This is a genomic window from Chitinophaga sp. GbtcB8, assembly GCF_019091455.1.
Taxonomy (GTDB): domain Bacteria; phylum Bacteroidota; class Bacteroidia; order Chitinophagales; family Chitinophagaceae; genus Chitinophaga.
The window spans coordinates 13,840-35,851 of sequence record NZ_JAGXJN010000031.1; the positions used below are offsets into that span (position 1 = coordinate 13,840).

Below are 22,012 nucleotides of genomic sequence, written 5' to 3' on the forward strand. Positions count from 1 at the left end.
GCTAAGTTTTAAGATTAAAATTTCACGTTAACACCAAACATATACTGGCGCGTAGGAGGTGCGCCCATTCCTACAGTAATGGCCCGCGCTACTACCGGCGTTCCTCCTGCGGTGGAACCTACCGCATTGCCATTGCCATTTCCTTCCGGATCTATCCCAAGCCCGTCATGTACAAGCGGGGCCCAGAGGATGAACGGATTTTGCGCGGCCAGGTATAAGCGCAGCGAACTAAGGCCTATCTTGTTTGTAATTTTCGACGGAAAGCTGTATCCAAGGGTGATGGTCCTTATTTTAATAAATGAACCGTCCCGGTAAGACAAAGCGGACGTGTATTGCAGCGCATCCCGGCTTGCATCGGGCTGAGGAAAGGCATTGGTAGGATTATCAGGTGTCCAGTAATCCACCTTATACTGGTTAACGCGGCTGTTCATGAAGAAAGGATAGCCGGCCGCACCACCGTCCGCGGTCAGATAGGTAACCACTACGGTCTGGCCTATACGCCCAAAGGTGACAATGTTCAGGTCAAAGTTTTTATATGCAAAACGGTTATTGAAGCCAAAGACAAAATCCGGCTGAAAATTGCCGATCACCTGCCGGTCTTCCGCGCCAATGGTTCCATTACCGTTAACGTCCTGGATCTTGATATCGCCCGGTGCTGCGCCGTATCTGGCAGCATCTGCTTTTTCGCCAAGCTGCCATATACCGGTCTTTTTTACGTCATAAATTACGGTCAGGGGCTGCCCTACGTACCAGCCATTACCAATGTCCTGTGTTAAACCCGGCTGCAGCGCAACAATTTTTTCCCGGGACATGGAAAAGTTCAGGTCTGTATTCCAGGTAAATCCTGTCCTGCCTTTTATATTCAGGCTGCTCAGTGTCAGCTCCAGGCCATGGCCTGCTGTTTTACCCTGGTTAACCAGCACAGAATTGGCTCCCCTGCTTCGCGGCAGCTCCTTGCTTAACAGGATATCCCTGGTATTTACATTATAATACTCAACAGCGCCGCTTATACGGTCATTGAACAATCCAAAGTCCAGGCCTATATTATATCCCCTCGTAGATTCCCAGGTAAGATGCGGGTTGGGAAGTGTGTTGATCAGGTAACCGGATACAAAGTTGGTATTGGGCGAAGTACCCTCGCCATAGTTGTAGAAACTAGATGTAAGGCTCCCTATGGTTGTATATGGAGCAATAGTCTGGTTGGAGCTTACACCCCACCCTGCCCTTAACTTGAGGTTACTGATCCATGTTGCATTATGCATAAATTTTTCGTTGCTGATGTTCCAGCCAACGGATAATGCAGGATAGGTGAACCATTGGTTACCGGGCGCCAGTACAGAAGCACCGTCTGTTCTGACCGTAGCGGTCAGCATATAGCGGTCGTCATAAGCATAGAACACCCGTCCCATATAAGACAGCAGCCCGCGCTCACTGTAGCCGGATGAGTTGGCGGTCAGCGAATTGGCTAGCTGGAAATTATAGTCCTGGATATAGTCTGCAGGCACTCCCTGCCCATTAAATTGCTGGCTCTGATTAAAGTTCTTCACCACTTCATGTAAAGCCGTTGCCTGTACCTTATGTTTTCCGGCAAAGGTCTTCTCATAGGTAAGCGAATTATCAACCGTATAACTCCATGTTTCATCGTTTGACTGGCTTAGTGTTGCGCCGGCGGTAGTAAGGTTGGTATTGAACACTGTTCCGGGACCGTTATAGTTGTTGTTCATTGTCTGGATCCAATCCAGGGCCAGGCTTGACCTGAATTTCAGGCCGTCAATGATCTCCACTTCTCCATATACATTATTCAATGTACGGAAGCGGCGTGTACGTGCTTTAATCTTATCATTATTACCGATAGCAGTAAGCGGGCTTATCTGGTTGCCGTCATTGGACTGCTGGATAGCAGGCTGCAAATTGATGCTGCCATCGGCGTTATAGGGCAGGTACAGTGGGCTTAACCTGGTTGCCGAGCCATAGGCGCTGGTGTTGACCCGATTGGCCCAGCTCATTGTATTGGTGCTGGTTAACCCGATCTTTATACGTTTACTTACCTTATGGTCAATGGCAATATGCATTGAACCGCGATCAAAACGTTGATCCGGAATAATGCCTGTTTCCCGGAAAACGCCAAATCCAAAGCTGTACAGTGTTGTTTCATTTCCGCCTGCAACATTGATATTATGATCTGTTCGCATGGCGGTTTGCAGCAACAGCTTCTGCCAGTCCGTGCTAATGCCCTTCGCCAGGTTTTCCTGTTCAATGGGCGTAAGCGCATTGGGATGAGGATTTGCCGGGTTGGGCTGCCCTTGCTTGGCGGCATCTTTGAAAGCCGCGTATTCCTGGCCGTTGAAGAGGCGGTAGGTGTCCATAGCCTGTGAAATGCCCACATAACCGTCGTAGCTGGTAACCGGTTTACCTGGCTTGCCTCTCCTGGTGGTAATGATAATAACCCCGCCTGATCCACGGGAGCCATATATAGCCGTGGCAGAAGCATCTTTCAAGACATCAATCGTTGCAATATCATTAGGATTAATATCATTAATGCTGCCGCCGGAAAGCGGTATACCATCCACCACCAGTAAGGGACCATTCTGAGTATTATTGGCGGTTGAGCTGGATGCCAGCGAGCGGTTGCCCCGGATCCTGATCTCGCCGCCTGCGCCTATGCTTGAACTGTTGTTTACAATGTCGATACCTGCGGCCCTTCCCTGCAGCTGGTTATAAACATTAGGCGCGCCTACTTCCCTTAATGTCTCTCCCTTAACGGAAACCGTAGCCCCCGTTACATCTTTCTTTTTAGCCGTACCATAGCCAATTACAACTACTTGTTCCAGATCGGCAACAGCAGATCTTAATGTAACATTAACCGTTGTCTGGCGGTTAATGGCTACTTCCAGGGGAGCAAACCCCACCGAGGAGATCATCAGGGTTCCGCTGGCAGGAGCAATGACCTTAAAGAAGCCTTCATTGTCACTGTTGACGCCCGTTCTGGTGCCTTTTATCTGGATGCTGGCGCCGGGAATACCTGCCCCGTCACTGCTGGTAATGCGCCCGCTAACGGTTATGTTCTGCGCAAATGCAAAGGATGCTGTTCCAACAACAAATAGAACGGCAAGCATCGTTCTCCCCAATAATAACCTGTGGAAGGTTAACGCTTTTTGTAAACTGTGCGTAACCGAAGTTTTCATAATCGTGGTTTTATTTCATTTTTAAAATATAGATCCCGGTATAAGAAGCTGGCTGTTAATGGGACGCTGTCCTGTCTGTATTCCTGGTTTTGGTTGCAATCACTTTATAAAAAGCAGGTTTGGGATTGAAATGCCTGTCAAACAACAATGGATAGTTTGTTCTTCCGCGTACAGGCCAGTTATTTAGCCATGAGTTTCCATCATTTACGCCCCAAAAGGTGATGCGGCTGATCTTGTTTTTATACTTCAGAAATAACCGGAATAAATCTTCATAGCTTCCGGCAAGCTTGCTCTGCAAAGAATCGGGCAGGCCATTTACATAGGGGTTCAAGGCCGCATTATAGGCTGTATTCTGACTTATATCTGCTCCATTGGAACCAATTGGATCCGGCAATACGCTTATATCCAGCTCCGTAAACATGACCTTAACACCTAAAGATGAAAATTCAAGGATGCTTTGCTCAATATCTTTCAGGGGTACCTGATCAATATGCCAGTGTCCCTGTATCCCAATACCGTCAATACGCACACCGGCAGCCTGTATCTTTTTCACAAGTGTTATAGCGCCGGCTCTTTTCTCCGGTCTTTCAATGTTATAATCGTTGTAATAGAGCATGGTACCCGGCGCTGCCTGTTGTGCCAGTTTAAACGCTTCCACCACATAATCTTCTCCCAGCTTTTCCCGGAAAATAGAATTACGCATTGTACCATCTTCATTCAAGGCTTCATTTACTACATCCCAGGAGTATACTTTTCCCTTATACCGGGAAGCGATGGTACTGATATGTTCTACAAAAAAGCGGTGCAGTGAATCCTTATCCTGCATCCGGCGCACAAACACAGGGAGCTGGCTATGCCATATCAGTGTATGGCCGTTGATCCGCATGTGGTGCTTTTGGCTATATGCTATAATTTTATCGGCCTCCGAAAAGTTGTAGGTACCCCATTGCGGATGTATCATGACAGCCTTCATGTCATTTTCCGGAGTGAAGGCACTAAACTGCCGGGGAATGAAGGCAGCGGCCAATGGATCTCTTTCTTCGATCTGTGTTCTGTTCAGGGCTGTGCCGATGACAAAATCGTCCTTAAAAACCTCCTTTAGGGAAGGTGTCTTTCCGGTTATCGCCTGCTGCGCGGGCAGCCTGATGGGGAATACGATAACCGGCAGCAAACAAACAAGCAGAATGCATCGTCTGACTTTTTTCATTGGTAGATCAGTTATTATTAACACGTGGAAAATGTCCGTTCACATACGTGGAAGCTGTGGTTCTAATATCGTGGCTAATGTACCCTGTCCCCTGCAGGAGCGATGGTTGATTTGTAAAAATGAATGGCACAAATGTTTAAACAGGTATTTTCTTTTTGGGGGTGGGAGAAATTTATCTGATTAAAAGCAGATAATAAATAAAAAATACATCACATATCAACACGATATCTGAGGGGCATCTTAACTGGCAGGCCGTTTTTTTAATAACTGGTATTCGGAAGGCAAAAGGTTGAATTTAGCTTTGAAAGCCCGGGTAAAATAATTGGGCGTGGAAAATCCGACAGCATACCCGATCTGCGCAATTTTCATATCGCTGTTTTCCAAAAGGTCGGCTGCCTTATTCAGCTTAATGGACCGGATATATTCTACCGGAGTTTCCCCTGTTAATTGCAACACCTTATTGTATAATGAGGCACGGCTCATAAAAAGGTGTTTGCTTAACTCTTCAACGGTTAAATGGTCACTATTCACATTGGCCTCAATATACTGTATAACTTTCAGCAGGAATTTCTCGTCTTCCAATTCCACCTCGGCTGCCGGTATCACTACTTTTAACTGGCGGGTGTAGGTATCCTTCAGGCTTTGGTTCAACCGCAGCAGGTTCCTGATCTTAACATTTAGTATATCAAAATTAAACGGCTTGGTGAGGTAGTCGCTTGCGCCTGTTTCCAGTCCCTTGAGCCGGGAAGCATCGCCAGTCAGGGCTGTTAGCAGGATAATGGGGATATGGCTGGTTCTTTTGTCGGATCTGATTTTCCGGCTTAGCTGGATACCATCCATATAGGGCATATTAATGTCACTTACAATCACCTGGGGATGTGCAGAAAGTACTTTCTGCCATCCTTCTTTCCCATCTGAGGCCTCTACTATTTTGTAAAAAGTCTTTAAATTATCCTTCAGATAATAACGGAAATCGTCATTATCCTCGATCAGCAGGACTGTTAGCCTTTCAGCGGCAGGAGCGGCAGCATCCTGTACCAAAGCAGTAGCTACTCCGGGCTGACCATCGGGCTCAAAATGTTCACCTGGCTCTATTTCATCAACTTGTTCGTGTATCTGCTCCAAAGGTAACAGCACCGTGAAAGTGCTCCCTTTCCCGGGTATACTTTCAACATTTACCGAACCTCCATGCATTTTCACAAACTCCAGGATAATGGAAAGGCCAATACCGCTGCCCTGGTTCAGGATGGCTGAATCAACGTCGCCCTGGAAAAAGCGGGTAAAGATCTTTTCCTGAACTTCCGGTGTCATGCCAATGCCGGTGTCCGTTACCACGACCCTGAGCCCCAAAGCCGGGTCCTGCTCAACAGTCAGCGATATCTGGCCGCCTTTCGGCGTGAATTTAAAGGCGTTTGACAACAGATTAAACAATATCCGCTCGATTTTATCCCGGTCAAAACTCGTATAGAAGCGGCTTAGCGTACTTGCAAAGGAGAAACTGATCTGCCTGCGTTCAGAGATATCTTTAAATGACTCCACCACCTCTCCTATAAAGGATACTATGTCGCCGTCTGTAAGATTAAGCTTTTGCTCCTGCTCTTCGAGCTTACGGAAATCCAGCAGCTGGTTCACCAGGTTCAAAAGCCTCCGGGCATTGCGCTTCAGGAGATTAAGCTGTCCCAGTTTTTCAGGGCATTCCTCCTGCTGGATCAGCTTTTCAACCGGGGCAACGATCAGGGAAACCGGTGTCCGGAACTCATGGCTTAAATTGGTGAGATATTTAATCTTAACCTGTTCAAATTCGCGCTGCCGCTCAGCCTCTCTCCTTTCCAGCTCCAGGGCCTGCCTTATCTGAAGACGTTCCTGCTCAAGCGCAAACTTATTTTTCAATTTCCGGATGCCGCGGTACCGCAATGCCCATAAAATAAGAACCACTGCCAGCACATAGAAAATATAGGCGTATATGGTAAGCCAGAAAGGCGGCCTGACATATATATTAATGGTTGCTTCTTCTGTAGTCCATGAACCATCGTCGCTACTTGCTTTTACGCGGAACACATATTCGCCCGGGCTTAAATTGGAAAATACCGCAGTCCGGGAAGCACCTACCTCATTCCAGGTTCTGTCAAAACCCTGCAGCATGTAGGAATACCTGCTTTCCTGCGGCGCCGTATAATTCAGGGTCGTAAAGTCAATTGAAAAGTTCTGCTTGTAGTCCAGCCTGATCTCATCAGCCACTGAAATATGCTCTTTGATGGCTGTTTTATTGCCCGGTATCACTGAGCTGTTGGCAATCTTCAGATCGGTAAGCACAATCCTGGGCACATTCCTGTTATAGTTCAAGGCCTTGGGATTGAAGTAATTAAACCCATCCAGGCCGCCAAAGAACAACTCTCCGTTGCTGGTTTTCAAACCTGCCCCCAGGCTGAACGTACTGCGCTGCAAACCGTTATAATAAAAATAGTTTTTGAACCTCCTGGTTTGCAGGTCAAAACTGCTGATGCCCTTATTCGTGCTGACCCACACCCTGGAAACATCATCTTCCAGTATTTTATAGATAACAGCATTTGATATTCCCTCCTGTTCAGCATAGCGGATAAACTTTTTTGTGGTAGTATCATACAGGCATAGTCCGCCGCCTGGCGTGCCCACCCAGATCCGGCCGTTTTCGCCGGCATAGATGGCCTGCACATCATCCGCCTGCAAACCACTGTTAAAGCGGTTAAGGATCGTGGCCTTATCAAGAAATGGATTAAACACAACTATTCCGGCTCCCAGCGTACCAACCCATATATTACCGGATCTATCTTCTTCAATGGCCCGGATGAATCCCCGGGAGAGCACTTTAATATCCTCCGGATACTTACGGCCCGTATCAAACCTTTGGAATTTTCGTGATACAGGATCGTAAACGTTTACCCCCTCTCCGTTAGTGCCGATCCAGATATTTCCCCTGCTATCCTTTTTAATACAAAAAATATCGTTACCGGAAAGGTCTTCCGGACCATCGCCTTTCATATAATGCCGCACCCTGCCGGTTTGCATATTAAGCACATATATTCCCTGCATAAAAGTGCCGATCCAAAGCTCCCCATCTGCACATTCCAATGCAAGCACTGCCGGCGGTTTGCCCTGATCGCGGGTATAGAACACAGGATGGTCAAACATACCTGTGCTTCTATGATACAGGTTAATACCCCCACCATCCGTTCCAACATAGATATCGCCATTTCTGTCTTCAGCAAAAGAAGTTACAATTGGAGCTGTTAATCCCCTGGGATCAAAAGGGTCGCTTTGCCGGAGGTTAAAGAAAGTGAGGTTCTTATCATACTTGCTGACACCGCCCTGGTATGTCCCCACCCAGTAAATGCCATGCCCGTCTATGAAAATGCTCCGGACAGATTTACCATGCAAACTATACCTGTTCCTGACATCATGTTCCACCCGGTACGATGTTTTTTTCTGCAGATCAAAGATATTCAGCCCTTCCTCTGTGCCAACCCATAAGCGGTTTGCATTTTCCGGTGTAATTGCCAAAACCCGGTTGCTGCTTAAGGTTTGATTATCTGTTTTACTATAGCTGTAATTCCGGAATCCTTTTCCGTCAGGCAGCAACATGCTTAAACCACCGTCATTGCTCCCAATCCACAGGTTACCGTTATGATCTTCTGCTATTACCTTTATCGAATTGTCAGGAATAGATAGCGAGTCTGCCGGGTTATGTACAAAATGTTTGAAATCATCAGTATTCCTTTGATATAGGTACAGGCCTGAGTTCCCGCCTATCCATAACCGCTGCCGGCTGTCTTCATACACGCTGGTAATAACGTTTGAAGATAGCTGCCCCGATGTGCCGGGATCAGCACTGTAGCGGACTGTTTTTCCTGTGCGCGGATCAAATTTAAACAGGCCATAATAACTACCCACCCACAGGTAACCCAGATGATCGCTGAAAAGCGCACGCGCGGTATTACCCAGTGTGATCTTATAATTAATAAAGGAATTCTTACGGCGGTTGTAAAGAGATACTATATTGGCTGTACCCACCCAAAGATTGCCGGAACGGTCTTCATGTATGGCTAGTATTGAATTAGCGCCAATGCTGGACGTATCACCGTCTTTATGCCTGTAAACCGTAAAATTAGTACCATCAAATTTATTAAGCCCATCGTCCGTACCAAACCACATATAGCCGTACCGGTCCTTTAGTATGGCAGTGACGGTATTGGAAGACATGCCATCTGTACTACTGAAATTAACGAAGCTAAGATCGCTTTGCTGAGGAAAAGCAACCTGCCGGAGGAAAACCAAACATAATATAGAAGCAATATACCTCACAATAGGGTGTAAATTAATGGACTAATTGGCCGGCCAGTTATCAGTACGGAAAGGTACAACAGGTAAACCTTCTGAAGAAAAGATATTACCGATACCGGTATTGGAGAAACCGTATCTCACCGCTTCAGGTTTCTCTACTTGTTTACTCCAAACGATCACTGCATCTTTTTCTACCTTCGCGGATGCTTCATGGAAAACATGGTCTGCTCCGGCTATATACAAGGCTGCGGGTGTTTTGCCATTGATCTTCAGAGAAGCAGGCACATTGCTGAAACGCAGCACTGCCTTGTTTTTGCTGATGCTCATTTCTTTGAATACCGGACTTTTCCAGGTAAATCCTGTTTTACCATAGTTCTCCCCTAGCGCCCAATTGGCAAGCCTGTTGCCAACTGTTCTTTTATCCTGTGGGTGAATATCTTTCACATTTTCTGTAACGTCGGCTACTACTACCATACCTGTTCCCGCAAGAGCGCTGCTGCGCGCCTGCGCCTCACGAAGCAGTGCAGCCTGGTTTTCCTTATCGTAGGTGAACGGCGCTATCTGCACATAGTAAAATGGCAGCTGTTTATGCCATGCATCCCGCCATGCTTTTATCATGCCGGTGAACAATGGTGTATAGGAATCCGCAGTGTTCACATTGGCTTCTCCCTGGTACCAGATCACTCCCTTTATGTTGAAATTGATAAGAGGAGCTATCATAGCATTATAAGCATAACCTGGCTTAATGGGCCACCAGGCAGCAGGCTGTAACTTAGCGGCAGCTGCAGAAAGCTGCGGTTCACCTGTTACAAGATGTTCCGGAGCCCATACTTCAGCCGGTGTTCCTCCCCAGCTGGCATTGATCAGTCCAACCGGTACTCCCAAAGATCTCTGTAGTTTTGATCCGAAAAAGTATCCCACTGCACTGAAGGGTTTCAGGCTGTTGCTGTCGCATACTTCCCAGCTTGCATGACAGTCATCCTGGAAATATGGAGCCGTAGTTTTAGGGATGTTAAAGAACCGGATATTATTGTTGCTGCAAACAGGCAGCTCGGCTGCTATCTGCCGGATGCCGTTATAGTAGCTGTATTCCATGTTAGATTGCCCTGAACACAGCCATACTTCTCCGATCAGGATATTCTTCAATACAATCTCATTGGATCCTTTCAGTCTTATTTCATAAGGGCCTCCTGCTGCCGGTGTATGTACTTTTAAAGTCCACTTTGCATCACCGCTGGTGGTGACCGTCGTTGTTCTGTTATCCCAGCCTGTAAATACCGTAACTTTTTCTGAAGGGTTTGCCCATCCCCAGATATTTACACTGTCGTTTTGCTGTAACACCATGTTGCTGCCAACGAGCGCGGGCAACCTGATTGTGGCATGAAGTGCTGCAGGCAATAGCAGTGTTATGCTGTAAAAGAGGAGTTTGTTCATAATCGTGTTTAATAAATCAGGAATTAAATATAATACATGGCGGGTTCAGCTGCCTATTTTATTGCCCAAATAGTACACTACTAATGAAAACCGGCAATAAAAGACCAAGGATCTTAAATTTCATGCTGTTCTATATTTGTATTTGAATTTTGTCATTACTTATAATCATATCGAAACCAGTCAACATCCACGGATCCCTTATCTTCTTTGGCATTAAAATTGAAAATCCCGATACGGTCTCCCCGGTAGCTGCCCCAGGTCAGCTGATAGGTGCTTCCAAAAGATTGGTAAGACTCACCATCCGTACTAAAAGCATAATGACTCACTCCATTCGCATCCCATGTTGACCGGAGCCAGACCGTTCTTCCATTGATCCTGATACCTGAAGTATCCTTTCCATTGTTGTCATACACCAGGGTCCGTATCCCATTTTCCTGTTTGACTCCAAATAAGCTATGGCTGGTGGTTGAAAAATGTGTTAATCCGCTGAACTGGCTATCCGCCATACGGCTAAGGCCGATCCTTACGGTTGCTACATTGGCAGGCGTACGCATGCTGCGTTGCGTGAGCGTGTTTCCGGCCCTAAGTATAATGTTACCCTGTTTGTTTGAATGAATGGGCGTAAAAGCATACAACCGGAGAAAACCGCTGCGTTCTGTTAAAGACCATTTACCGGCCCGTGGCTGATAGTTCCATTCCCACTGAACATTTAGTTTTCCGGTATTGAACTCATCACTGCTTTGAATGGAATTTTTTCTCTTACCGGATATAGGTTTTTTACCCGTCCAAACCATGCGGCCTATTGCCCCGGCGCCTGGTTCTCCAATAACCGGCCACCCCCCGGTCCAGTGAACAGGTAAAAGGCTGGCCGGACGTCCTTCCCAATCACCACTGCCATGGTGGGTGAGAAAATACCATTCGCCTGCCGGTGTTTGCAGTAATCCACCCTGGTTGGGCTCTCTGTCAAGTTTTTGATCAACATGATTTAACTGCCTTATTTCCCAGGGACCGTACAAGCTCTTTGAACGCTCCATCATGATCACGCGGCCTTCGGGCTTCACTTCGCTGAAATAGTGGTAATACAGTCCGTTGATCTTATAAAGCTTATTTGCCTCACTTCCATTGGATTGATGTATGATGGAATCAGACTCCATGATGAGACTTCTTCCATCAGGCGCCATTTTAAATAAATGAATATTGTACTTTCTTCCGTTCTTTGGATCAACTGCAAAATTAGTAGCAACAAAATAAAGCTGGCCATCGTCATCACAAAACGAACAACAGTCATCCCAGCCATTTACTTTCCATAATTGATGAACAGGTTCCCAAGGGCCTGCGGGATTGGCGGCGGTACTCATAAAAAATCCATCATCCGGTGTACCGAAATACACCCAGAACTTGTTCTTATAATACCTGATGGAACCCGCCCAAATACCCTTGCCATAACAATTCATCCGGTCCCAGTTCAATTCCGGGCTAATGCGTGTGAGATCATCCACTACATGACCAATAATTTCCCAGTTTATGAGATCCCTGGAATGAAGCACTACCATGCCGGGCGAAAATTGCATGGTAGAGGATATGGCGTAATAATCCTCCCCCACACGTATGGCATCAAGATCGCTGTAATCTGCCGGCAGCACAGGATTAGCATAGGTTCCATTCCCCTGGTCGCCCCAGCTTCCATGCATTTGGGCTATTGAACATACACTTAGCAATTGCCAACAAAACAAGAGCGATAAAAATCTGAGATGAACCATCTTAAATAATATCGTATAGTTTTTAATAAATATGCCATTCCCAGATACCATTGACGCCACTTAAGATCCTCAGCCGTAAATAACGGGCTTTAATATCCAGTTTATCAGTATGCGGCGATTCCACGACAAGCTGCTGATGTTCCCCACAATTCTTCCATGCCTTACCATCGGCAGAATGCGAGCGCACCAAGTGCTTTTACAATTTTCATCTGTGTACTTATTATTGAAAAAGAAGTGATGCAGTGGCCGTATAATAATAAACTATTCCTTGCTCCTATTTAAAAATATGCTGTGAAAACAGATACAGGTTACGGTCCCACTCCATATTGTCATGGCCATTCGTGTCTGCATTCCAAACGTGGGGAAAGCTAATTTCGTTAAGGTACAGATGGGCCTTTTCACTGATCCGCCAAAGACCATCTTTATTCCCACATCCTATCCATAGCAGCTTCAACTTTACCCGGGCAGCTTTAATATCCGGAATAAACCGAACGTCTGTATACATATTGCCAAACTGATTTGTATTAGGCGCAGAAGAAAATCCACCTACATAGGCAAACGTTTCAGGATGATACAAGCCTATGTTTAACGACTGCCCGCCGCCCATTGACAAACCTGCCAATGCACGGTGTTCAGGATCACTGATAGTGGAATAATGTGAATCAATGTAGGGAATTATAGCTTTCAATAGATCCTCTTCAAATGGTTTTCCGTAACCTTCAAAATTATCTGCTCTCCCGGAACGGCTGGCAGCCGACGTGTCTGTTACAGTGAGCTTAGCATCGCAGTTGGGAAAAACCATTACCACAGGCTGTATTTTACCGTCTGCAATCAGGTTATCTGCAATGTTATCTGCCTGACACCATTCAGTCCATTGACGATAGTCCTGCCCTAAACCATGCAACAGGTATAACACAGGATATTTCCTGTCAGCAGAATATCCCGGAGGCTTATACACGCTCATTTCCCGAAGTTTTCCGGCCGCTTTTGAGTCATACTGAACTACTGTTAATTTTCCGTGGGGCACATTATTACGCTGCGCATTATACCCGGCAGGTGGATCAGGAAAAGTGGGTATAGTGTCCCCTTTAAATGAAACCGGATCTGTTTGTGCCTGGCATACATGACTGGCAATAATAAGTACAATCGAAATGAATAAATACCTGTTACTCATTTTACTTTTCATAACGTTAAATTTTTCCCGTTAATCCTTTAAAGCTGAAAGATCTGCTCCATCAGTATCCACTTCTCTCCTTCTTTGGCCCAGGGTAAAGGTTGCTGGAACTTCCACATTAACCGCTCCCATTCCTGCACTTTAGGATTAGCAGCATCTGCAGCTGCTTTTGCGGCGGCATTAAACTGGTCATTGGTTTCCATGATCATCATTAAACGATTACCCGTTCTATAGATCTGCATTTCCGTGATGCCCGCATCAAGAATGCTCCTTTTAATTTCGGGCCAGCCATTTTCTGCTTTGTGCCAATATTCATATTCTGCTATCAGCTGGGGATCATCTTTCAGATCAAGGGCCAAACAGTATCTTTTCATATTTCTATTTAATGTTTATAAGTAGCTGGCAGCATAGGACCAGTCAGGTGACCAGCTGGGTAAAATCATGAATCATTTTACCTGCTCGGTCACCTGCTTTGTCCGTAAGGACAATGGGTCTTGAACATTTATACGATAGCTCCTTCAATTTTCAGTACAAACGCATTTTTACAGGGCGGCTGTTCCGGCAGCTGTACCTTCAATCCTTCAGCCGTTTGCTGAAAGTTCAGGCTGTCATTTCCCAGCAGGCTTACCCGGCTTACCTTTCCCACCTGGTCATTTGCAGCCAGTGTTTTAACCAAAGCAGCTTTATCTTCCGGCCAGCCTAACATAACTGCATAAAGTGTTTTGCCTTTTGTGGTAAAACGAATATCTGCTGCTTCAAACGGCTTGCCTTTTCCTTCGTTAAAACCCTGTGCGCTTAAAGCTACAACTGATTCCATGGCCGGCCCTTCCCCAAATACTTTCCAGGGACGGGTACTGTAAATAGCCTCGCTGTTCACCTGCATCCATGCGGCCACTTCCTCTACTACGGTACGCTCTTCACTGTCTATAGTACCATTTCCACGTACTGGAATATTCAGTAAAAGATTACCGTTCTTGCTTACCACATCGGCCAGGGTATGCACTACTGTTTTAGCGCTTTTATAGCTTTTGTTATCAAACACGCGGCGGTCGTAATGCCAGCCACCGATACAAGTATCCGTTTGCCAGGGCAAGGGTTCTATCTGGTTGCTTTGCCCGCGCTCAATATCCCATATCATACATTTGCGCTGCTGCTCGTTCAGCATCTTACCAAACAAGGCAGCCTGCAATTTTCCATGTTTCTTTATACTGGTATTATATAAATGGGCCGCTATCTTTAAGCCTGCATCGCTTACCGGCCAAAGCGGCAGCGCATTGTCATCAAAATAAACAAGCTCAGGGCCGTATTTATCAATGAGCTCAAGGGTACGATTCAGAAATTTATCACAGTAAGCTTTATCAGGCACGCTGGCGCCATTGCCCCAATACCAATGCTCGCCCATGCTATTGTCGTTGAGGCTATCCTTGCTCAAAGCATGATCCTGCGCATACAGCTGCTGCGGATCATAACCATTCCACCATTTGTTGCTGCCGCCGGCTTTTTTGAGCTTACCATCGTAAGGAACGCCTGCATAAGGGCCGCTTTTATCGGAACGCTGTGCCACCTCATACCAGGTCCAGGCATGGGAGGCATGCACCGTTACGCCAAAAGGCAGGTCTTGTTCCTTAGCTGCTTTTGCCCAGCCTCCAATGATATCTTTTTTAGGCCCCAGCTTAGTAGCATTCCAGGGCTGATATTTACTATCGTACAGATCAAAATTATCGTGGTGATTGGCCATGGCCATAAAATACCTGGCGCCGGCTTTTTTGTATAAGGCTACCAGCTCCTGCGGATCCCAGCTCTCCGCCTTCCATTCGTTTATCACATCCTTAAAGCCAAATTTTGAGGGATGACCGTATTTCTGTAAATGATACTTATAATGGTCGCTGCCTTCCTGGTACATGCCCCTGGCATACCAGTCGCCATGTTCCGGCTGGCATTGCGGGCCCCAATGCGCCCAGATCCCAAACTTTGCATCCCGGAACCATTCCGGTACCTGGTACTGCGCCAGCGAATCCCAGCTGGGCTTGAAAGGGCCTGCAGCCATAGGACGATCCGTTCCGGAGGCTAACAGGTTGCGTGCATAAAGATTAGATAGATATAGGGATGACAGACCCGTGGCTAAACCTTTTATCAGCGTTCTTCTTTGCATGGAATTTAGTTTTACTTGTTTCAGTTCAGGCCGGCAACCGCTACCGCTGTATAGAGTAGCCTGCAGCTTATAATTATGGCCGGCAGATCAAACTTAGTGCTAAATACTTACTAAACATTTAGCTGAATAGGACTTTTTTTTATACAAAACCGACTATTTCCTGTTTTAAGATCACTCAAGCACCATTACAAATCCACTATTTGCATTTAAGGTAAGATCAAGCTGCTTTTGCTTTGCCGTGTTCAGGACTGTTTTTGAAAACAGCTCATCTTTTATACCATCTGTAAACAGGGTAACCTGGCTTTTCTTAAATGAGGTAAGGTCAAGCGCTATTTTCTTTGCATCTTTATCTCCATTAATACCGGCAACATACCAGCGTTTGCCGCTTCGCCTGGCTATAACAGCGTATTTCCCTGGGTATCCTTCCAGGAATCTTACATCATCCCAGCTGTCAGGAAGCTTTCTTAAAAAATCTTTCACATCAGCGGGTACCTGCAGCATTCCTTCCGGTGATTGTGCAAAGTGCTGTATCCCCGATAAAAATAAAACCGGAAGGGCCAGCTCAAAGGCGGGAGTAGTTCTCCTGGTACAATCAGACGATGTAAGCCCGGTGAGGTTCATGGGTGTAAAATCCATGGGGTCAAATGCGTTCCTGGTGAACGGCAGCATAGCGCAGTGGTTGGCTTGCACATCGGCTGCTTTCTGGTCAAATGTTACCATCTCCATGCCATAAATTGCTTCGGCTGTCATAAGATGAGGATAGGTTCTTTGCCAGCCTCTTGGCAATGTAGCGCCGTGAAAGTTTACAAGCAGCTTATATTTTGCAGCGTCATTCAAAATGTCAATGTAGTATTGGATCATACTCCGGCCGTCTCCACCAAAGAAATCAATCTTTACGCCCTTAATACCCATTGCCTGCAAACGGTTAAATTCCTTTTCCCTTCCTTCTTTTGTGAGCAACAGGTCTTTAGGATGATAAGTGATCGTGTTCCAGTCACCCGCAGAATTGTACCATAATATCAATCCAATATTCTTTTGTTTTGCATACGCTGACAGCTCAGCTATTTTATCATATCCTATCTTGGTATCCCAGTTTACATCTATCAGGCAATATTGCCAGCGCATGTCAGCGGCATAGTCAATATATTTTTTTTGTTCATTGAAGGTGATGTTGTCATCCTTGCTATTGATCCAGCTCCAGCTGGCTTTTCCGGTTTTTACAAAAGAGGTGTCCTTTAACACTGCTGCCGGCGCCAGATCGGTGCCCAATGTTGATTCAGCAATTGTTTTCAAACTTCCAATTGTAATAATACGCCAGGGTGTAAGCCATGGCTTATTGTTTTCCGGTAAATAACCCCTTCCTGTAAATACCTCTCTGGGATCGGCAAAGCCAATTGAATAAACAGCCGAGGCAGAATCATTGATCAATCTTGTACCGCAATAAGTACCATCCAGCGCTGCTTCGGTGATCAATACCCAGGTATCCTTTGTTTTAAATAATGCAGGGTACACCCAGCCTGACTTCAACGGCGATACCGTGCCAACAGGAATATCCTGCAAATAATGTTCTTCATAAGAGGGATGGCAATGCTCAAAGCCTGTTTTTGCTTCACTCATGGGCTGCAGCCAGGCTCTTGTTCCCTTGTCAAATGCAAATGAGGAATGTTCTTTAACGATCGTTTCATTATCTTTTATCCAGGGAAACCCGTACCGGAAAGCCACTCCATCATTGGATAACCGGAAAATAATATCCATTTTCTCTTTTTCACTATTCGCAAAAGACATCACCAGCTGATTGGCCTGGTAAAGAATGCTGCTTTTCTTTGCATTCTTCGTCCGGTAGCTGTCTGTTATACGTGCCGGTTTTGATGCTGTTACCAGCTTCATGCCTTGTGTAAAATCATGCCCCTTCATCATCAGCCCTAAAGCCGAAGGGTAAATGATATCCACGCCGGACTTCTGGATCCTGTATTGAATTTCACCTGAAGCGGATAAGGATACCTTTAGTACAATAGACTTATCCGGGCTTTGTACCTGAGCAACCTGCTGTGCTTTTAAAGGATCCGTTATTCCAACCCCCCAGCTATTCATGCCGGTCAGGAGCCAAACTAAAAGGATTGTGTTCTTAAATCTCATTTTCATAATTATATAACTTACAATTTATCAAATCCAAAAATTATTATGGCGATCCATCTATGCATGAAACAGGGAATGCTTCGCTGGAAGCATTCCCGGGGAAATGGTGAAAATCTGTTAATGAACGATAAGCTTCTTCGTGAAACTGGATCCATTTGAATCTATTGTTACAATGTAAAACCCTGCATTCAGCCGTGAATCGATCTCTATCTTGTTACTGCCCTGCGTTTTCCTTTCATAAAGCATTCTGCCCTGGTTATCATAGATCCTTACCACCGCATGTTCTGAAACCTCCTTCAGCAGGATGGTAAACCTTCCTTCACTGGCAGGATTCGGATAAATGCTAACCGCATCCTCATTAAAGCCGGTTTCCTGTGATATGCCGGCAGCTGAAGTATCGCTCATCCCTGCCCGGGAATCTCTCATTAAAGAACCGGTCAGGGTAATGTTAAAGGTCTGTGTGCTTTTGCATCCTCCGCTGTTGGTGTAGGTAGCCACGTAGTTCCCTGCCTGGCTGGATTGAACATTTGAAATATATACTTCACGCGTAGCTGCACTAAAATTATTTGGCCCGGTCCAGCTCCAGGATCCGCCCTGTGTGGGCTGAGGGCCAAACTGCACACTGCCACCTGCAGCTAAGGAAGCATTGGCGGTCTGCTGCCAGGTTCCGTTATTAATATTTACATACGGTGTGATGGCAGTAGGCGTACAGGCGCCAGGCTCCCAGTAAATTAAACCTCTTCCGCCGCCGGCGCTCATGTATACCCTTCCTGCAACGTTCATGTCGCCGATCAGCAATGGCGCGCCTGCAAACTCGTGCGCGTCATCATTCAGCCTGGACCAGGTAACACCCTGGTCTGTTGATCTGAAAAGCCCCGTTACGCCGGAAACTGTTCCCCATATAAAAACAGTAGGATAGCCGGCGCCTGACACTGCCTTTCCTATGCCAATCGTTTTACAGTAAGTTACGTTTGAAATATTCGTATAGGCCGCTCCGTAATTGGTTGAATATTTTAATCCATTACGGCCAAGCGGTACCCACACATGCCCTTCGCGGCCCGGTACGGTCCGGATCAAAGCCGGCTCCCAGGGATAATTCGCGGTTGACGCACCCGGCGTGCCTGCTACTGAAAAGCTGACTCCTTTATTGGAGCTCCTCAGCAGCTGCCCGTTGTCTGGAATGTATATATAAAAATAGTTTGCGTTCACCTGGTCGGCAACCGGAGCAGCGTCTCCGAGGGATACACCTGAACAGGCAGACCAGCTGGCGCCGTTGTTGGTAGTATAGTAGGTAGTTGCAGAACCGCCGGGACAATGCAGTATAGTACCTCCGTCAGCGCTGACGGCAACCCTTCCTCCTGTACCTTTATTGGTGGAGGCTCCTGTCCATGTAGCACCTTTGTCGTTGGAATAGTAAACAACATTTCCCCCGTTGGAAGCTCTTACGACCTTGCTGGTGTTGCCGGCAGCATAAGCAATGCTCTGGTTGTTCCCGTCCGAAGGAGTAAGCTTTTTTGACGGATAAGAAGTCAGCGGCTCATGCACAAAGCCTGTTACATCTCCAAAGGAAGAAATAAACGGCCCTCCGGGAATGCTTGTCCCGTCAAGCAATGCGGTTTCTTCAAGCCCGGTCACATCATATTTCCATGAAGGATTTGCGGCTGTAATATCGGAACAGGTATATACGCCGCCGCCGCCGATCACCCGCACTTTTGAAAGATTGGATTGATCAAACTCTATACAGTCCATCCAGTTAACCGCGCCTCCCACAGTCCATCCTATGCCATTACTATCATAGGTGGCGTTTGTGCCGTTTTTAAGCGTCCAGCTGGATCCGCCATCGGTAGTGAGGAAAACAAAATCGCCCCAGCCGGTACCAAACTGGTTATTCCAATACATACCACAGGAGGAAACTATTACCCGGTTAACATTGGTCGGGTCAATACTTACACCTCCGTATGCATAATCCTTTGAAGAAACGGGGGTAACATTCGTCCACACACCGTTGGCCGTATTGAGTTTATATACCTTCCCATCTCCGTTACCGGATTGCGGACCTGCATCATCGGAGTAGGTAACATACATGGTAGTTCCCTGCAGCGCTGCACGATGCGGCATAAAGCTGGTGGTTGCGGAAATGGCGATAAAGGTAGCGCCGCCGTCCGTACTCTTATAAATATTCGCGCTTCCGGTGCGGGAAACGCCTATGTACATGGTTTGCGAAGCGCCGCCTGCTACAGCGCCGGAAGGATCAAAAAGTACAAAACATATTCCGTTCTCATTAGGCGTGATAGTTACACCATTCCAGGCAAGATTCCAGGTAACGCCGGCGTCTGTGCTTTTCCATAATCCGTTAGCCCGGGTGCCGCAGAATAAAATGTTGCTGTTTTTGGGATCTACTGCAAGACGTTCTCCGTTCCCGCGTCCGTTCCCATTTCCATGCGCTTTAAATTTAGCCGTAACATCTGTGTAAGTGAAAGTATTTCCTTTGTCCGTGGATTTCAATATAGCCGTTCTTCCGTTGTTGATATAGGAGGTGCCGCAGAGCATATAAACGTTATTGGCGTTCTGCGGATCCAACGCCAATGCTTCTACGCCAATAAATCCATTTTCCGATTCGTTAAGCCAGTCGAGCAGCTGAACCCATTTATTGTTCGCTGCGTCCCAGCGGTAAGCTCCGCCTACATCTGTGCGGCAATACCTGTCGCCGGATGTTTTGTGGGTAACAATACCCGTTACAAATCCGCCGCCGCCAACAGGCGCATTCTTCCAGACATAACCGCTGGTCTGCGCCACCACTTTATAACCCGGAAACACAACACACAGGAGCAGTAAACAGAGATAGGCAAGCTTTTTTTGCCTGAGCTGCGGGAATACCCGGGGGGATGTAAAAGATCTGAAGACAAAAGGCAGCGTACCCTTTGGTTTAAATGATGTTGGTAATTCTGTTTTCATAAAGGTTAATGGTTTAAGTAAAATTGTGTGGAGAAAATTGATACAACGAAATACGCTGCCCCTGCCTGAGTATTTGATGAAAGCGCTGACAACATGTCATTATACCAGGATGGCCCCGGGAAGCTTAACGGGAGCAGACGTATTTTCATAACGGGAATGTTCTATTAACTGAATGTTGTAAAACTACCCAGCTATTCTTTGAGAGAGGGTTCTCAAATGTTGCAGATCATGGGGGGAAATGTTTCAAAGATGATCTCTGTGGATCTAAAATGCCATTCTGCCATTTCATTATTGATTTACTACCCTGGATGCACCACGGGAAAACAGCATCCCTGAGATGCCTTATTTAGGAAAGTGTAACCGAGCTGTTTGGATAACCATTGCCCCCTGCAGCAGAATATTTTTGCGGAAAACATATTTTTATTTCAAAATTTAGTATGTTTGAACATTCATACATAAGTTTGAGGATCGATCATAAATGCGAACTACCACTCCACATCCAGGTAGAAGACTGTTACGAAAGCTGATCAGCCAGCCGGAATACCAGAATGGAACCTTTCTGCCCAGGGAAATGGAGCCGGTACTGTTCTGCGAACGTTTCGTTTATGATCCGGGCGACATGGCGCCCCCGGGAATATAATGTGGGTTATTACCATTCAGACAAATTCACGTATTCTATAGAGATAAGCCCCAGAAGGCTGATCCGATAGCACATCCTTTTCTGTTTCCACGCAGAGAGGGATATTTTTTCCTTCATTTTTAATATGTTCAAACATATGAACAAACGATATGTACTTGGGGCGGACATTGGTGGTTCACACATCACCGCTGCGCTCATTGATCTGTCAAACGGCGTGGTAGCCGAAGGTTCAAAGTGTAAAGAGCAGGTGAACGCCGGCGCCGGTGCGGACGATATTATTGGCTGCTGGTCAAAAGCCATTGATGATGTACTTTCTTTTGCAGGTTCAGGAATACCGGCCATAGGTATAGCCATGCCGGGCCCATTTGATTATCCGGAGGGCATTTCACTGATCAGGGGCGTGGCCAAATATGAATCCCTTTACGGCATGAATATAAGAACGGCCCTGAAAGCATCACTGAACTTCAGCGGCAACGTTTATTTCGAGAACGATGCTTCCTGCTTTGCATTAGGTGAAGCATGGGCCGGAGAAGGCGCAGGCTGCAGCCGCATAGTAGCCGTAACCCTGGGCACAGGCCTGGGCGGCACTTTCCTGTACAACAAACACATTCTGCATGAAGGGAAAGGCGTACCCTCCGGCGGTTACATCTATAACCTGCCTTACAGGAACGGCATTGCAGAAGATTATATCTCCTCCCGCTGGCTGCTCAATGAATACCACCGGCGTACCGGCACAAGGCTGCCCGATGTTAAAAGCATCGGCGACCTGGCAGAAAAACAGGACGCCACAGCGCTGGCATTGTTTATGGAAATGGGTAACGCATTAGGCGAAGTACTGACGCCCTGGCTGGAAGATTTTGAAGCGGAATGTTTAGTGATCGGCGGTAATATCCGCAAAGCGCATCCCTACTTTTTGCCGGCCCTGCAAGCCTGCCTGCAGCAGCATAAGATCAATACTACCATACACGTTTCCAGCCGCGGAGAGGCCTCTGCCCTATCCGGCGCGGCATGGTTATGCAAATCCCTACTTGTAAAAAACAACGCACGATAGC

The 22,012-nt window shown here is 46.6% G+C and carries 11 protein-coding genes; 1 reads left to right on the forward strand and 10 read right to left on the reverse strand.

What is annotated here, in order from left to right; genetic code table 11:
- Positions 1 to 14: 14 nt before the first annotated feature.
- The 10 genes from KVT36_RS23070 to KVT36_RS23115 form a co-directional block, all read right to left on the reverse strand.
- Complete coding sequence (locus KVT36_RS23070) at positions 15 to 3,116, reverse strand: TonB-dependent receptor (protein WP_217605810.1); 3,102 nt, start codon at positions 3,114 to 3,116, stop codon at positions 15 to 17.
- A 124-nt stretch (positions 3,117 to 3,240) separates the two neighbouring features.
- Positions 3,241 to 4,392 (reverse strand): endo-1,4-beta-xylanase, encoded by a 1,152-nt coding sequence (locus KVT36_RS23075; RefSeq protein WP_217605811.1) that lies wholly within the window; start codon positions 4,390 to 4,392, stop codon positions 3,241 to 3,243.
- Between the two features lie 240 nt (positions 4,393 to 4,632).
- On the reverse strand, positions 4,633 to 8,628 hold the full coding sequence (locus KVT36_RS23080) for a hybrid sensor histidine kinase/response regulator transcription factor (protein ID WP_217605812.1): 3,996 nt from the start codon (positions 8,626 to 8,628) through the stop codon (positions 4,633 to 4,635).
- Positions 8,629 to 8,751: 123 nt separating this feature from the next.
- On the reverse strand, positions 8,752 to 10,143 hold the full coding sequence (locus tag KVT36_RS23085) for a sialate O-acetylesterase (RefSeq protein WP_217605813.1): 1,392 nt from the start codon (positions 10,141 to 10,143) through the stop codon (positions 8,752 to 8,754).
- A 155-nt stretch (positions 10,144 to 10,298) separates the two neighbouring features.
- Positions 10,299 to 11,834 (reverse strand): glycoside hydrolase 43 family protein, encoded by a 1,536-nt coding sequence (locus tag KVT36_RS23090; RefSeq protein ID WP_217605814.1) that lies wholly within the window; start codon positions 11,832 to 11,834, stop codon positions 10,299 to 10,301.
- 343 nt (positions 11,835 to 12,177) lie between these two features.
- Positions 12,178 to 13,089 (reverse strand): esterase family protein, encoded by a 912-nt coding sequence (locus KVT36_RS23095; RefSeq protein WP_217605815.1) that lies wholly within the window; start codon positions 13,087 to 13,089, stop codon positions 12,178 to 12,180.
- 26 nt (positions 13,090 to 13,115) lie between these two features.
- Entirely contained in the window at positions 13,116 to 13,451 is a 336-nt protein-coding gene (locus tag KVT36_RS23100) for an L-rhamnose mutarotase (protein WP_217605816.1), read from the reverse strand.
- Between the two features lie 128 nt (positions 13,452 to 13,579).
- Positions 13,580 to 15,229, reverse strand: a complete 1,650-nt coding sequence (locus KVT36_RS23105; RefSeq protein WP_217605817.1) for an alpha-L-fucosidase — start codon at positions 15,227 to 15,229, stop codon at positions 13,580 to 13,582.
- 171 nt (positions 15,230 to 15,400) lie between these two features.
- Positions 15,401 to 17,371, reverse strand: a complete 1,971-nt coding sequence (locus KVT36_RS23110) for a glycoside hydrolase family 97 protein (RefSeq protein ID WP_254640161.1) — start codon at positions 17,369 to 17,371, stop codon at positions 15,401 to 15,403.
- Positions 17,372 to 17,482: 111 nt separating this feature from the next.
- Positions 17,483 to 20,320 (reverse strand): T9SS type A sorting domain-containing protein, encoded by a 2,838-nt coding sequence (locus KVT36_RS23115; RefSeq protein WP_217605818.1) that lies wholly within the window; start codon positions 20,318 to 20,320, stop codon positions 17,483 to 17,485.
- A gap of 776 nt (positions 20,321 to 21,096) precedes the next feature.
- On the opposite strand from KVT36_RS23115, the gene KVT36_RS23120 reads away from it, so the two are divergent.
- Positions 21,097 to 22,011 carry an ROK family protein gene (locus KVT36_RS23120; protein WP_217605819.1) on the forward strand — a complete coding sequence of 305 codons (915 nt, stop codon included), beginning with the start codon at positions 21,097 to 21,099 and terminating at the stop codon, positions 22,009 to 22,011.
- The last annotated feature ends 1 nt before the right edge of the window (position 22,012 follow it).